This is a genomic window from Ralstonia pickettii, assembly GCF_030582395.1.
GTDB classification, from domain to species: Bacteria; Pseudomonadota; Gammaproteobacteria; order Burkholderiales; family Burkholderiaceae; genus Ralstonia; species Ralstonia pickettii_D.
This window is the reverse complement of the sequence record NZ_CP104382.1, coordinates 916,403-930,325: the sequence shown is the minus strand read 5'-3', so window position 1 is coordinate 930,325 and position 13,923 is coordinate 916,403. Positions and strand designations below refer to the sequence as shown.

The 13,923-nt window shown below is 64.3% G+C and carries 11 protein-coding genes; 8 read left to right on the top strand and 3 right to left on the bottom strand.

Annotated features, from left to right (window positions below; all coding sequences use genetic code 11):
- Window positions 1-233: 233 nt before the first annotated feature.
- Window positions 234-1,919: an aspartate-alanine antiporter gene (aspT, locus tag N5B55_RS20850; protein WP_304539914.1), complete on the top strand. Its 1,686-nt coding sequence runs from the start codon at window positions 234-236 to the stop codon at window positions 1,917-1,919.
- Between the two features lie 69 nt (window positions 1,920-1,988).
- Window positions 1,989-3,614 (top strand): bifunctional aspartate transaminase/aspartate 4-decarboxylase, encoded by a 1,626-nt coding sequence (locus tag N5B55_RS20845; protein ID WP_065855370.1) that lies wholly within the window; start codon window positions 1,989-1,991, stop codon window positions 3,612-3,614.
- Window positions 3,615-3,627: 13 nt separating this feature from the next.
- Here the strand turns inward: N5B55_RS20845 and N5B55_RS20840 are convergent, their stop codons facing one another.
- Window positions 3,628-4,578, bottom strand: a complete 951-nt coding sequence (locus N5B55_RS20840) for an alpha/beta fold hydrolase (protein WP_304539913.1) — start codon at window positions 4,576-4,578, stop codon at window positions 3,628-3,630.
- An 88-nt stretch (window positions 4,579-4,666) separates the two neighbouring features.
- The gene (locus tag N5B55_RS20835; RefSeq protein ID WP_304539912.1) at window positions 4,667-5,587 is read right to left on the bottom strand and encodes a LysR family transcriptional regulator; all 921 of its coding nucleotides are present in this window, start codon (window positions 5,585-5,587) and stop codon (window positions 4,667-4,669) included.
- Window positions 5,588-5,693: 106 nt separating this feature from the next.
- Between N5B55_RS20835 and N5B55_RS20830 the strand changes: the two genes are divergently transcribed.
- The 5 genes from N5B55_RS20830 to N5B55_RS20810 all read left to right on the top strand — a co-directional run bounded on the left by N5B55_RS20830 (window position 5,694) and on the right by N5B55_RS20810 (window position 12,744).
- Window positions 5,694-5,945, top strand: a complete 252-nt coding sequence (locus tag N5B55_RS20830) for a DUF2798 domain-containing protein (protein WP_304539911.1) — start codon at window positions 5,694-5,696, stop codon at window positions 5,943-5,945.
- A 420-nt stretch (window positions 5,946-6,365) separates the two neighbouring features.
- Window positions 6,366-6,638: a hypothetical protein gene (locus N5B55_RS20825; RefSeq protein WP_304539910.1), complete on the top strand. Its 273-nt coding sequence runs from the start codon at window positions 6,366-6,368 to the stop codon at window positions 6,636-6,638.
- 79 nt (window positions 6,639-6,717) lie between these two features.
- Window positions 6,718-7,185, top strand: coding sequence for a GNAT family N-acetyltransferase (locus tag N5B55_RS20820; protein WP_304539909.1), 468 nt, complete (start codon window positions 6,718-6,720; stop codon window positions 7,183-7,185).
- 231 nt (window positions 7,186-7,416) lie between these two features.
- Window positions 7,417-8,799: a hypothetical protein gene (locus tag N5B55_RS20815; RefSeq protein ID WP_304539908.1), complete on the top strand. Its 1,383-nt coding sequence runs from the start codon at window positions 7,417-7,419 to the stop codon at window positions 8,797-8,799.
- A gap of 30 nt (window positions 8,800-8,829) precedes the next feature.
- Window positions 8,830-12,744, top strand: a complete 3,915-nt coding sequence (locus N5B55_RS20810; protein ID WP_304539907.1) for a PIG-L deacetylase family protein — start codon at window positions 8,830-8,832, stop codon at window positions 12,742-12,744.
- Between the two features lie 31 nt (window positions 12,745-12,775).
- On the opposite strand, the gene N5B55_RS20805 is transcribed toward N5B55_RS20810, so the two are convergent.
- Complete coding sequence (locus N5B55_RS20805; RefSeq protein WP_304539906.1) at window positions 12,776-13,303, bottom strand: hypothetical protein; 528 nt, start codon at window positions 13,301-13,303, stop codon at window positions 12,776-12,778.
- A gap of 300 nt (window positions 13,304-13,603) precedes the next feature.
- On the opposite strand from N5B55_RS20805, the gene N5B55_RS20800 reads away from it, so the two are divergent.
- Window positions 13,604-13,909: a recombinase-like helix-turn-helix domain-containing protein gene (locus N5B55_RS20800; RefSeq protein ID WP_039375978.1), complete on the top strand. Its 306-nt coding sequence runs from the start codon at window positions 13,604-13,606 to the stop codon at window positions 13,907-13,909.
- The last annotated feature ends 14 nt before the right edge of the window (window positions 13,910-13,923 follow it).

The window sequence follows — 13,923 nt, the reverse complement described above, 5'->3', positions numbered from 1 at the left end:
GTCGATGATTACAGCGTGTTACATGCACGTCAACGTTTGCGTTGGGCGCAATCTTCTAATGCAATGTGTTGAATATGTGCTCTGACAGTTAAGTTTTGTGAAATTGACATCATTCATGTGCAGCCTCTAACGTCCACGGGCGTGTTGAGCGGCACACGGGGTGGCGCCTTACGCGATGTCTGTTTGTCTGCTCAACCAGACAAGCCTCTAAGATTTTCCGGAGAGTCGCTGCCATGGATTGGATTCACAGCGTGTTCAAGAGCGTGCCCGAGACAGCGCTCTTTCTGTCGCTTGCCATTGGCTACGCAGTCGGCAAGATCAATTTCGGCAAATTTCAAATCGGCGGGGTGGGCGGATCGCTGATTGCCGCGGTATTGATCAGCCAGTTTGGCGTGACGATCGATTCCGGCGTGAAGAGCATCATGTTCGCGCTCTTCATCTACGCGGTCGGCTACGAAAGCGGGCCGCAATTCTTTAGCTCCCTCAATCGCAGCACGCTGCGCGAGATCGCCATGGCGGTGTTTCTTGCGGTGAGTGGCTTGGTCACCATTCTCGTGTGCGGCAAGCTGTTCGGCTTTGACAAGGGCTTGACCGCCGGCATTGCGGCGGGCGGCATGACACAGTCGGCAGTCATTGGCACCGCGGGCGATGCCCTCTCACGCATGGGCCTGCCGGCCGACGAGGTGGCGCATCTGCAGTCGAATGTGGCCATCGGCTATGCAGTGACGTACGTGTTCGGCAGCCTGGGCGCCATCATCATGTGCGTGAACATTCTGCCGCGCCTGATGGGGCGTGAGCTGCGCGATGATGCCAAGAAAGCCGAGCTGGAAATGGCCGGAGGCAGGCGCCCGCTCGAGCAGGGCGAGGTGGCCTCGCTGCCGGCACTGGTCGGACGCGTGTATGACGTGACCACGGGCGCAGGCAAGACCGTGGAGGAAGTCGAGACCACACTGGACGACGGCATCACCATCGAGCGCATCTTGCGCAACGGCGACGAAATCGCCATTGAGCCGGCGTTGAAACTGCAGCGCGCCGATCGCGTTCTGCTGATCGGCCGTCGCGAAGCCGCAGCCAAGGCCTGGACGCTGCTTGGCGACGAGTCCACCGTGTCTTCCGACATGGATCAGCCACTTCAGGTGCGCGATGTCGTATTCACGCGCAAGGGTGCAAGCCACAAGACGCTGGGCGAGATGAAGGCACAAGCCACACGCGATATGAAGCACGGCGTGTACATCGCGCGCATCACGCGCATGGGTAAGACTGTGCCGCTGTTGGACGGCACCGTCATGCTGCACGGTGATGTCGTCACGTTGCACGGCGCACCGTCCGACATCAAGCGCGCGGCCGCCGAAGTCGGCTATCCCGTGCCGCCGGGCGACAAGACGGACTTCGTCTACCTTGGGCTGGGGGTGCTGGTCGGCCTGCTGATCGGTACGCTGGTGGCAAAGGTAGGCGGCATACCGCTGACGCTGGGGAGTGGGGGCGGGGCGCTGCTCTCGGGGCTGGTGTTTGGCTGGCTGCGCGGCAAGCATCCCACCTTCGGCCAGTTGCCCAACGCAGCGTCGCAAATCCTCAAGGACATGGGCTTGGCCGCCTTTGTCGCCTGTGTGGGCCTGGGCTCTGGCGCGCAGGCGTGGGCGACTCTGCAGAAGAGCGGCGTGTCGATCTTCGTTGCCGGCGTGATCGTCACGATGGTGCCGTTGATCCTGACCTACCTGTTCGGCCGTTATGTGCTCCGCTACGACAATGTAGCCGTGCTGGCGGGTGCGCTGTCGGGCGCGCGTTCAGCCAACCCCGCGTTTGGCGGCGTGCTGGAGAAAGCCGAGAGCAGTGTGCCGACCATTCCCTTTGCCATTACCTATGCGCTCGCGAACGTGCTGCTGACCCTGCTGGGTCCGCTTGTGATCGCCTTCGCCTGAGCGTCTCTTCGGCCTGCTGCTCGCGTGGTGGGCTCTCCTTCGCCAACGCTGCATCCACGGGAATCTGCGATGACCACCAATCCGACGCAAAAATCCAAGGAACTGGAAGCCCTTGGGCAACTGAGCCCGTTCGAACTGAAGGACGTGCTGATCCAGCTTGCGCAGAGCGATTCGCAACGCATCATGCTCAATGCCGGGCGCGGCAATCCGAACTTCCTGGCATTGGAGCCGCGGCATGGCTTCTTCCAGCTGGGCCTGTTCGCACTGGAGGAGTCCGAACGCTCGTTTTCTTTCCTGGCCGAGAGGATTGGCGGCATCCCGACCAAGGAAGGTTTTGAGGCGCGCTTTGAAAGCTTTGCTCGCCGCAACGCAGATGTGCCGGGCGTGAAGTTTCTGCATCACGCGGTGTCGTACGTACGCGATCAACTGGGCCTTTCCGCCGAGGATTTTCTGGCGGAGATGGTGAACGGCATTCTCGGCTGCAACTATCCGGTGCCGGATCGCATGCTGAAGATCAGTGAGCAGATTGCTGCGCGCTATCTGAAGCAGGAAATGATCGGCAGTGCGCCGTTTGTCGGCCAGTTTGATCTGTTTGCCGTCGAGGGCGGTACGGCAGCGATGACGTATCTGTTCAGCACGCTCCAGGAGAACTTCCTGCTCAGTGCCGGTGACAAGATTGCGCTGGGCATGCCGATTTTCACGCCGTACATCGAGATTCCGGAACTCAACAGCTTCCAACTCGTCGAGGTCAAGCTGAATGCAGACCCATTCGACGGCTGGCAATACACCGATGAAGAACTCGACAAGCTTCGCGACCCGAGCGTGAAGGCGTTCTTCCTGGTCAACCCCAGCAACCCGCCGTCGGTGAAGATTTCCAAGGACGGCTTGAAGAAGCTTAAGGCCATCGTGGACGAACGCCACGAGGCCGGCAACGATCTCATCATCCTGACCGACGATGTGTACGGCACGTTTGCGGACGACTTTGTCTCGCTGTTTGCAGTGGCGCCGTACAACACGATCCTGGTGTATTCGTACTCCAAGTACTTCGGGGCGACGGGTTGGCGCCTGGGCACCATCGCCACGCATGAAAAGAACGTGCTGGACGATAAGCTGGCTGCGCTGCCCGAAGACAAGCGCAAGATCCTGCACCAGCGCTATGCGTCCATCACGACCGAGCCGGACCAACTCAAGTTCATCGATCGTCTGGTTGCGGATAGTCGGACGGTGGCGCTCAACCACACGGCAGGCTTGTCGACGCCGCAACAGGTGCAGATGGCGCTGTTCTCGCTGTACGCCCTGATGGATCAGCCGAACGCCTACAAGGCTGCGGTCAAGCGCCTGGTGCGCGGGCGCAAGGCGGCCCTGTACCAGGCGATCGGTATCGAGTGTGAGGCTGACGAGAATGACGTCGCGTACTACAACATCCTTGATGCCGAAGTGGTAGGCCGCAAGACCTATGGCGAAGCATTCGTGCAGTGGTTCAAGACCAAGACGAAACCGGCGGATGTGCTATTCCGCCTGGCCAAGGAGAGTGGCGTGGTGCTGCTGCCCGGCAATGGTTTTGGGGCACTTAACCCGTCGGTGCGCGTGTCGCTGGCCAACTTGAACGAGCCGGACTACATCCGCATTGGTGCAACGCTGCAGCGCTTGTTGGAGGAGTATCACCAGCGCTGGCTGGACGAAGGCGGAAAGTAACGCGCTGCCTGGATCAGGCCGGCACCCGCGTGCCGGCCACACGCGCGTGACGCAATTCGGCCGGCTCATGGCCTGATTCGACGTAGTCGGCAAAGCGGCGGATGCAGTCCGCAACCCAGTCGGGGCGACGCAGTGGCAGCCAGTGCCCGGCGTCGACCTCATGGCGCCAGTAATGCGACACCCAGGCTTCCACAGCGCGCGTAACGGCGGGGCTGACATAGCGGTCACGCGTTGGGACGATCAGCTGCACGGGCGCATGCGGTGCGCGCGCCTGAGGACGGGCCAGGCGGTCGCGAAAATTCGCGCGATACATGCGCACGCCGTTGCAGGCATCGCGCACAAGTGTCGGTCGCTGGGTCTCGATGCGGATGCCTTCCGTTTTGTGCAGCCACCACGGCCAGGCGCGCGCGACCCACAGCCGCCACGACCATTCGGGCACCAGCGGCAAGTGGAAATACCCCACATACCAGGATTGCAGCCGCTGCTTCCACACTGCACGCCTGGCTGCAAATGTGCCGGCATCGAGCTGCGTACGCATCCAATGTCCGACGTGGTCCAGGCACGGGCCTGAGATCGACGTGTACGACGCGATGCGCCCGCGCAGGCGGTCCGTCGTCACCGATTCCCAGCTATGGATGGAGCCCCAGTCGTGCCCGACCAGATGAAAGCGCTCACCTGGCAGCAGGGCATCGGCTACAGCGGCAAGGTCGTCGACAAATTGGGGGATGCGGTAACCGGTGGTGTCTGCGGGCGCATCGGACAGGCCGGCGCCGCGCACGTCGAAGGTCAGCACCCGACGGTCGCGCGCCAGCGTATCGCGCACGCCGCGCCAGACGGAGCTGTCGTCCGGGTAGCCATGCACGAGAACAATGGCAGGGCGCTGCTGCGCAGTATGGTCGGACGGTAGCGTCATGCGGGCATGCAGCCGAATGTTGCCGGAGCGCACCACGTGGCTGTTGTGCATCGAGAGGCCTCCTGGAAAAGGGATGCGGTGCAATCTCTGCAGCCTACGAGGTAACGGGGCGCTGCGACAACGCGTGTTTTTACCCGTTTCAAGCAGTGCCTGAAGCACTCGCCGGTGGGTCGGCCTGCAACAGCGGCGTGGCTGCAGTGAAAGCTGCCAGATGCTCCAGCAACGTCCGCACCTTGCGCGGCAACTGTTGTTGCGGCCACACCGCGTAGATGGGGCGCTGCGGCGTACGCCAATCGGGCAGCAGGCGCTCCAGCCGGCCGGCCTCCAGCGCCTGGTGGCAGAGCGTGTGCGGACAGTACAGCAGGCCGAGGCCCGTTTCAGCCAGCGTCACGCCCAGTTCGATGTCGTTCAGGTCGCAGCGTCCATGGGGCTGCAGTTCGATGGTTTCCTCGCCATCCGGTGAGGTGAAGCGCCATGTCGAGAGCGGCGACGACACCAGCAGCCGATGCGCCTGAAGTTCATGCGGATGCGTGGGGGCGCCATGCGCGGCCACGTACGCAGGCGACGCCACCAGCACCATCCCGATCACACCGAGCCGCCGCTGTCGCAGCTTCGGGTCGTCCTGCTGGCCGACGCGGATGGCCAGATCGGCGCCATGCCGCCACACGTCTTCATTGCGGTTACTGAGCAATAGCTCCAGGCGGATGTCCGGCCACATCGCCATGAAGCTTGCATACGCGGGTGCGAGCAGCCCGCGTGACAGGTTCAATGGCGCCAGCACGCGCAGGGTGCCCTTGACCTGGTTGAGGCCGTCGTCGAGCGTGGCCGTGGTTTGCGCAAGCGCGGTCAGAAGCGGGCGGCATTGCTCGTAGTACAGCTGGCCCTCCGGTGTCGGCTTCAGGCTGCGGGCGCTGCGCAGCAGAAGCTGGCAACCCAGCGCTGTCTCGAGCTTCTGCAGGCGCCGTGTCAGCGTGGCGGGCGGCAGGTTGGCGTGACGCGCTGCGGCCTGGAGACTGCCGTGGTCCACGATGGATACAAAGAGGGCCAGATCGTCGAGCATGATTCCATTTTCGGAATTTAACTTTCAATAAACGTCTATAGTTTCTTGAAGCGCGGTTGTCTAGCATACCGTCAATCACATTTGATGGCTTGCAAGGAGAACTGCCATGTCGATGCCTGTTTCCACTGCTACACGTCTGCGCGTCATCTTTGCCTGGCTGATGTCGGGCCTGATGTCGCTGTTGATGACAGGCTGGAGCGGCTGGATCAACGCTGGTATCAGCCCCGGCTTTCTCGCCCGCTGGGCGCATGCCTTCGTACTGGCGTGGCCGGCCGCCTTCAGCATTGTGCTGATTGCGGCGCCGGTGGTGCAGCGGCTGACACAGCGCCTCGTGATGCCCAATCCGATGCAGCCCTGAAAAGAAAACAGCCCACCGGGAGGACGGTGGGCCGCAAGGTTGACAGCAGGAAAGACCGATTGAAACGGACGCCGGACCGACATCCCGTAGGGTCCGGCGATATGGCTGGTACAACACCCGACCCTTATCGCGATGACGCTGAAGTGCGTGGAGGTCGCACTGCCCGATACCGGGTCGCGACCGGGCCATGCAGCGCACTGTAGAGGGTCGATGCTTTCAGCAAACTTTCTTCCGGCGGCCGGTTTTCTACGGAGAATCCCTAGGTTTCCAGCATGGGCACGCGCGCTGCCGATGTCGTGCGCGGCACATCGCCGCTGCCGGGGCGAAGCAGCACGTGCGTTGCGGGAAGCCGGCGTACCCGTTGAAGCACCGCAGCGGCAGGCGAGCGTGCAGCAATTGCAGACAGCGCTCGTGGGTGGCATGAGCCGCGTCAACGATGCCCGAGAGGTGCTGAGCAATGTGAGCAACGCGTCAGCGGATCTGCGCAACGCGGATCGCGATTTTGCATCCCTGTACAAGACAAGCCTGCTGGACGCAGCTGACCAGCGCACGCAGGTGTTTGCTCAGCAACACGTGCCTCCTGGATACTTGAATACGATCGACTACGGTTCGCCTTACAGCCATGCGCTGGAAGCGGTTCAGGCCGAGCTGAAGCTGGATGGTGTTCCGCCTTCCGCATTCGGCCCGCGCTAAGCCATCAGTAGGTAAGCCGGCTGCATGTGGGGCAGCAGGCTGGCAGAATGCCGGAGCGTTGCCACCCGGCCAGCTCACCATGACCGCACCTGCCGACCTCCACATTCGCTCCATCCACCAAGACGACTTTGCCGCCTGGAAATCGCTCTGGGATGGCTACAACGCCTTTTACGGCCGCGCCGGCGAGACGGCCTTGCCCGACATCGTCACGCAGACGACCTGGCAGCGCTTCTTCGACGAAGCAGAGCCGGTCTACGCGTTGGTTGCCGAGCGTGGCGGCGAACTGCTCGGCATCGCGCATTTCCTCTACCACCGCAGCACCACGCAGATCGGCATGAGCTGCTATTTGCAGGATCTGTTTACGGCGCAGGCCGCGCGCGGGCAGGGCGTGGGCCGGGCCTTGATCGAAGCGGTCTACCGGCGCGCACAGGCCGATGGCTTACCGCGCGTTTATTGGCAGACGCACGAAACCAACGCGACCGCCATGCGCTTGTACGACGCGCTGGCGGACAAGTCGGGCTTCGTGGTTTATCGCAAAGTATTCTGAGCCGCTACGGCATCCAGTAAGGCCGGAAGTGCGCGTGCGGCATCGTCCCGCGCGCAGCTGGCATATGTGCTCGCTGCATTAGCAAAATCCGGAACACCGCATGTGCGGGCGGCACGTAAGGTCGCGGTTTCTGACCTTTTGTGCTGCTGTATGCCTGTCACCTTGCCTGCGTTGGTGGACGCGTCCACTGCGTCTACTTCGTTTGTTTCCTCCTCGGATCAGCAGGCGCGTTTGCGCGACCTCTCAGCACAGATTCGCGACGCACAGCGCGCGGTGACAGCGGCACAACCTGCCCAGCGCATCGACCCCGAGACGACCGACCCCGCACGGCAACTGGCGCAGGCAGCCTACCTGGCCGCGCAGTTCGCCTTGCAGGCGCTGCAGGCCGAGCGTGCGGCATTGACCGCGCAGTCGCGTGGGCAGCACGCCGAAGAAGCGGCCGCCCAAGCCGCGCGGCAGCAGGCGCAACGCAATGGGCAACTGGCGAACGACATGGCCGCCGCAGCCCGAGCGCATCTGCAGGCCGATGCTGTGGCTACGGCACAGCCCAGCAACCATGTTCAGACTGTGATGACGGTGCAGCAGAGGCAGCGCCAGGAGGCTGCAGTGCCCGCGCTGGTGCTTGCACGGGCACAGGCGGACGAGGCTGACGCGCGCGTTGCTCAGGACATGGCGCAGCGCCAGCTCGACGACGCGCGGCAACTGCTGGATTCAGCCGAGGCCAGTGACCGCGCCGCGCGGCCGCCGGTGCGTAACCTGCCCGCCGAGCCCTCACAGGCCACGTTGGATGCGCGCACGCAATGGAGTGACGCTCAGGCGGCGGCCCGCAATGCCACGCTCATCCTTAACCACTCGCACGATGCTGCACATGCCGACGCATTGGCCGTGCTTTCTGACGCCGCCAACCGCGGCGATTGGCAGACGTACCACGATGCCGTCGTCGCCGGCCGCGCCAGCGGCGCCATCCCCGACGACGAAGCGCAGAACCTCGAGCAGGCCGGCGACGATGCGCTCGTCAAAGCGCAAGCCGACATCGCTCCGGAGCGGCGCGTTGCCGACGCACAGTACGCCGATCAACAAGCGCGGCAGCAGCAGATTCTGCAGTGCCAGCCCCGGACGCAGGCGCTGCCCACCACGGCGGCACTTGCGCAGGCGCGCCAGGATGCCGTGCCGACGTGGACGGCGGCCTTTCTGGCGGCCGACAACGCCAAGACGCTCACCGGCAAGTTGGCGGGCGACGCGCAGCGACAGGCTGCGCACTCCCAGGCGACAGCCGACCGTGCGCAGGCGGAGCTGACGCGGCTGACTGCACAGCGCACGCTGCATGGCGCCGAGCAGGACTTGCGCATGGCTCAAGCCACCGGCGCCGATGCGACGACGCTTGCCGGACTGCGCGCAAAGGTCGACAGTGCCCGGCAAGGCACGCAAGACGCCACCCGCGCGCGTCTGCAAGCCCAGACGGACGAGGCCGGCGCGCACGCTCAGGATCTGCTTGCCGCCCTGTCACCGGCCCGGCAGAACGATGCGGACGCCCGTTTCAAGCTGTTCCAAACGCACGGTCAGGGGCTGGCCCGCCCGTATCTCCAGCAGTTTTTCCTGCAGTTTGGCGATTAAGCCATCACGGTGTCGTCGGCCGATCAATTGATGAATCTCGCGGGCCTGGCGTTCGGCATCCTGCCCGTGACCGATCTGGATGCGCCCACGCCGCAGGCACTTGCCGAGGCGGCCCGGCAGGGGCGCTGGTTTGCCGAGGCACCGGCCGATGTGCGGGCGCAGCTTCAACGGATCGTTGACCGCGTCTATGGTGATGCCGATCGCACGCGGCCACTGCAGGTGAACTTCCTGCCGTTTGTCACGGCCATCAAGCCAGGCTCCGAGCTGACACCTGCCGACAGCGTGATCCAGGACGGCGCGCTGATGCAGTTCACGCGCGCTGATGGCACGACCGGCTGGGTGGATGCCGGCGCCAACCGCACCTACGATTCGCTCGACGATTTCCGCCACGCATGTGACCTGCCCGTCGGTGGCGAGGCCGCATTGATGGTGGCACCGGACTGCGACGCGCAAGGCGCCAATCGCTTCGATGCCGATGGGCAACTGCGTCTGTTCATGGGCGAGGCGCGCATCGAAAGCGTGTTCGAAGCGGCGAACCGCACGTTCCATCTGGACGCGATGTTGGCGGGCGGCTTGCTGGTTGCGGGTGTGCTGACCGACGGCATCGTGCCGTTGCTGGCCGGTGCGGCAGGCCTTGTGTACGGCGCCGCGCGCTCGGACCTGCCTCAAATGATCTTGCACGACGAAGACCTCAACCCGCTGACGAGCGGCCACGCGCGCCAGGTGTGGGGCACCGTCTTGGCCGAAGGTCTTGGTGGCGCTGCGGCCGTTGCACTAGGGCGCGCGCTCGTGCTCGGTGCGCGTGTTGCGGCAGAGGGTGCGCAACTGGAGGCGTCGGCCGAAGCGGCATTGAATACGTCGCTTGCCCGTACGACTACTGTGGCCCGGGGGCTTGGCAGAGCCGCGGGCGTGGCGGGCGGCGTCAACCTGGCGGATGGCCTGGCCGAAGCCTTGCCGCATTTCGACGAGATGAGCGAGCACGATCGCGACGATTTGTGGGCACAGCTCGTTCCGGACGTGGCAACCATGCTGCTGACGCATGCAGTCGATTACGTGGCGCCGGCGGAGCGCACAACGCCGGCAGCGTGGTTGCATCCGGATTTTGGGACGACGCACGTGCCGCGCAGTGAGGCGGGCGCCACGGAAATGGCCGTAGCGATGACTGCCGCCGAGTGGCGCGCGGGTGGCCTGCCGCGTACCAAGCGCCAGCGTGCTAAAGCGCAGTCGTCCGGTATCAACAAGATGCTGGTGGTGCTGGCCCACCCCGACGACGACACCATCATGGCCGGCATGCTGCGGCGGGCCATCGCGGCAGGCACCGAGATTCACGTGGTGTACATCACGCGTGGCAACGGCGGGACGATCTTCAGCACGGAGTCCGGCGTCCCGCTGCCCGTGTACGGCGGAGACAGCGCGGAATTTGCCGAACCCGGTGCACTGGGCCAGCTGCGCGAAGAGGAGCTGCGTGCGTTCTATGCACGGCTGGGTGGCGGCTCACGCGTGAAGGTGACCGTGCTGCACGGCAATGCCGACATCAACCCGTGGCGCCGGCCCGGCGAGCGCGTCGTGCGTTACAGCATTGTTGCCAGATGGAACATGCGCTTCATCGTGCGCTACCTGGCCGAACGCATGCGCTCGGAGCAATACGATCTGGCCGTCGGGCTGCGTATCAACCGCAACGTGCATCCGGCCCACGCCGAAAGCAGCCGCCTGATGCGCCAGGCCGCGCGTGCTTACCAACGTTCGACCGGCCAGGCACTGCCCTTGATGTGGGCGAACGAGATCGGCTGGTATCCGACCGCCGTGCTGGATCTACGCGGGCGTACCTGGACGCTGCGGTTGAACGATGCGGAGCGCAGGCTCAAGGCCGATGCCATCGCTGCCTACGCTTCGCAGCCGCCCGCACATGCGCACCACTTCGGCAACGAGCGCCCTTACGAACAATTCACCTTTGCCGCTGGAACACCGGCACAGGCGCGGATCGACATCCAACGATATTTCCTGCGTCGAGCGGCCGACCGTGATGCCGCGGCGGGAACATCCCCCGCATTCGAAACCGTGACCACGCCGCCTTTGCGATACCGAAAGGACTGGGGGTTTGCACGCGTGGAAACTGTCGAGCCCCCGTTGCCGCTACTCAAGCCGGCGCTGCCCGATCCCTCCGTCGATGCCGATGCCGCCGTCGAGCGCGCCACTGCATTTGCGCTGCGCGGCGAGGGCGTTGACCCGGAGCATATTTCCGACGAGCAGGAAGCGTGGCGCATGTTCTTGAGCAACCTTCAGCCGCGTCCGCTGGAGTGGCAGCCGCTTTGGCGCCGTCTGCTCAATGGCTTCTCGAACGAGCCAGGGCGTTTCTGGGCGTCCCGCCAACCGGAGAGCACGGTATTCGTGACAACCTCGCGGCCGCCGCAAACTGTTTTTGGCGAGAAGGGGATCGGCCTGGCGCTGGACGCGTCGGATACGCGAGTGTGGTCGTCGATCACGGCGGCGCGCGGCGATGCGGCACGCCAGATCGCGCAGGCTCCGGGCGGGCGAGGCGTGCGGTTTACGTACCCCGTCGTGATGGGCGCGCGCGATCTGGGTCGCATGCTCAAGGTGGGCTGGCTGCCGCCCGAGTCGCCGCAGGGGGCCATCGTGACGGTGGCCGCCAACAGCCGGCGCCATCACGAAAGCATTCCCAACCCACGCAACGCCTACGGACCCAAACCGGGCGAGCCTTACGCGCCGCCGACCGTTTCCGGCGGCATGAAGATCCGTGGCCCGGTGTTCCGCGCGTTGGCCTCGACGGCCACGATCGCGTCCGCCACCTACGCCGGCGTGCGCTACGGTCTACCGACGTTCACGCTGGCGGACTGGAATGCTTTGAGTCTCGGCATGCTCGGCCTGCGGTCGACGCTGGGGATGGTGTCGGATGGCGTGCGCGTGCGCATCGCGCGTCAGGCCGATGCCTCGCCGGCGTCCACGTGGCGCCTCATGACCGGCTGGCGCGGCACGCTGCGCGGCGTATCGAAAGCCGACCGGGACCGCTACCGCACGCTCGGCATGTTGCTCAAGGTGAATCCGCACGACAGCGATGCCCTGCGGCAGGTGGACGCCGCGCCCGGGCAGGTTCTGTCGGCGCGCAGCGAGCTTGGCTGGCTGCTTGAGACCATCCGCATGTGGAGCTACGGCCCGAACGATGTGTCCAACCTGTTGCATCTGGTGCATCCCGGCTTCTTCGACCCGTCGTTCGCATCGTTGCAGGCGGCAGGCGATACGCTTTCGAACCTCGCGACGCTGGTGTTTTCTGCTGTGCATCCGATGGCCAGCATCAGTGCGCGGCTGGGCCGCACGTTGAGCCTGCGGGCGGATCGGCTGCAACAGGACCCGACCGTGCGGCCGGCAGGCGCAAGTCTGCCCTCGATGTTCGGCGGAACAGAACATCTGCCCCGGCCGCTGCAATGGCTGATCGCCCTCGGGCCGCGCCCGTTGATCGTGTATCCGTTCCTGCCGGAGGTGGGCACGCCTACCAGCAAGCCGGTGCCTGTGACGTTGCTGCAGGAGTGGTCGAACAAGCTGGCGACGCTCGGCGTCGTGCCATTTGCCGGCGCTGACGCCACCCATCTGCTGCTGGCAGCCGGCAGCAGCCATTGGTCATCGGCGCTTGTGGAACTCGGAAAGGTATCGGCGGACTGGTGGTTCTTCCGCGCGTTTCAGCAGATGCATATCGATGCCTACCGCGCCCGGCGTGATCTTGGCCGGGTCGTGCGCCACAACAGCTTGCTGCCGTGGTGGCGCATGCCGGTCGGCGGCGCGGTCAAGGGGCCGAACGTGCCTGCAGCGGACGACTTTCTACTCGACAAGGGCGGGCTTTCGACGTTCCAGCCGGCGCTCGTGCTGGGCGTCGGCATTGGCGCGCGGGCGCTGCTCGGGCTGCTGGCGCCGTGGACGGATGGCAATGGCTAGCGGTCGCGCTCCGCCCGCACAGAGAGGTCGCCTAACAATCGTATTTCGGCACGTCGAAATGGCTCCAGTCGCTACCGCCCTCGGCACCGTAGCTGATGTGCTCATCGTTCGGACCCTTGAGCTCAACGCTGGTCGTGTACGTTGGCGGGTTGTTGCCGAACGTCGACAGGAACTGATGTTCGTCGATCGTCTTGTCGATCTTGACGGAATAGCCGTCGCCGAGGTCCAGCGAGGTTGCCGTACCGTGCCCCCAAAGGTCGAGCAGCGAATTGTGGGAATCGATCTTCAAGTCTTTGGAGTCGGTGCCACCCACGACCTTGAGGGCGTCTTGAACACCGCCGATATCCAAGTCGGCCAGGGTGGTCTGCTGGCCATCAGGCCCGATCGTGTCGACCTTGATGTGATGGCCATCCTGCTGGATGACGGCAATCTTCCGCGCTTGATCCGTTCTCACCTCCATCGTGGCCTGGTTGGCCAAGGTGGGGGCGTTGATGGGCTCGCGGCCGTTGCTGTATGCGATATAGAAATTGGTTGGCGGTGTGCAGGCCAGGGCGTTCACGCTGCTCATGGTCGGACAAGTGCGGGTTGAAGGAACGTCGATCGTAAGACGACATTGCCGCGACAGCGGCCACGCAGCTTCGTAGGTCCATCGTCGCGCCGTAGCCGGGGCGGTACCAAGACCGTTGTCCCGTGCGCGATCCGGCAGATGCGTCGTCCACTGCCGACGCATTTTTCCGCAACCCATAGGGTAATCCCGCATCTGCGATTTCGAAGACGCGGTCTATAGTTGCACCTGTGTTCCAGATATTAACAGACGTTTCATAGGTAAAACAAGCGAAACGTGATGGAGTCGACAGAAATGCAACCGCAATACAACCCCGATCTCGCTCCGTGGGAGCCCATTTCTCCGAACAACGTCGCTGGCAAGGGCCGTGTCGAACGCCCGGGTCACGTCGCCAACCTGGTATGGCAAACACGCGCCGCCGAGCCGACAGCCTATGAGAACCAACTGGCCGATTCGCTGGAAGCGGCATTCCTGGGCGGTGCGCAAACGCCGGCCGACATCGTGGCCGTGCTGAACGAGCGCGGCCCGCGCAATGCGGCCGGTGGGGAGACCTGGACGGAAGACAGCTTCCTGGCCGAGATGCGCCGCCTGGGCGCCTGAGCCGCGGCCGGTTC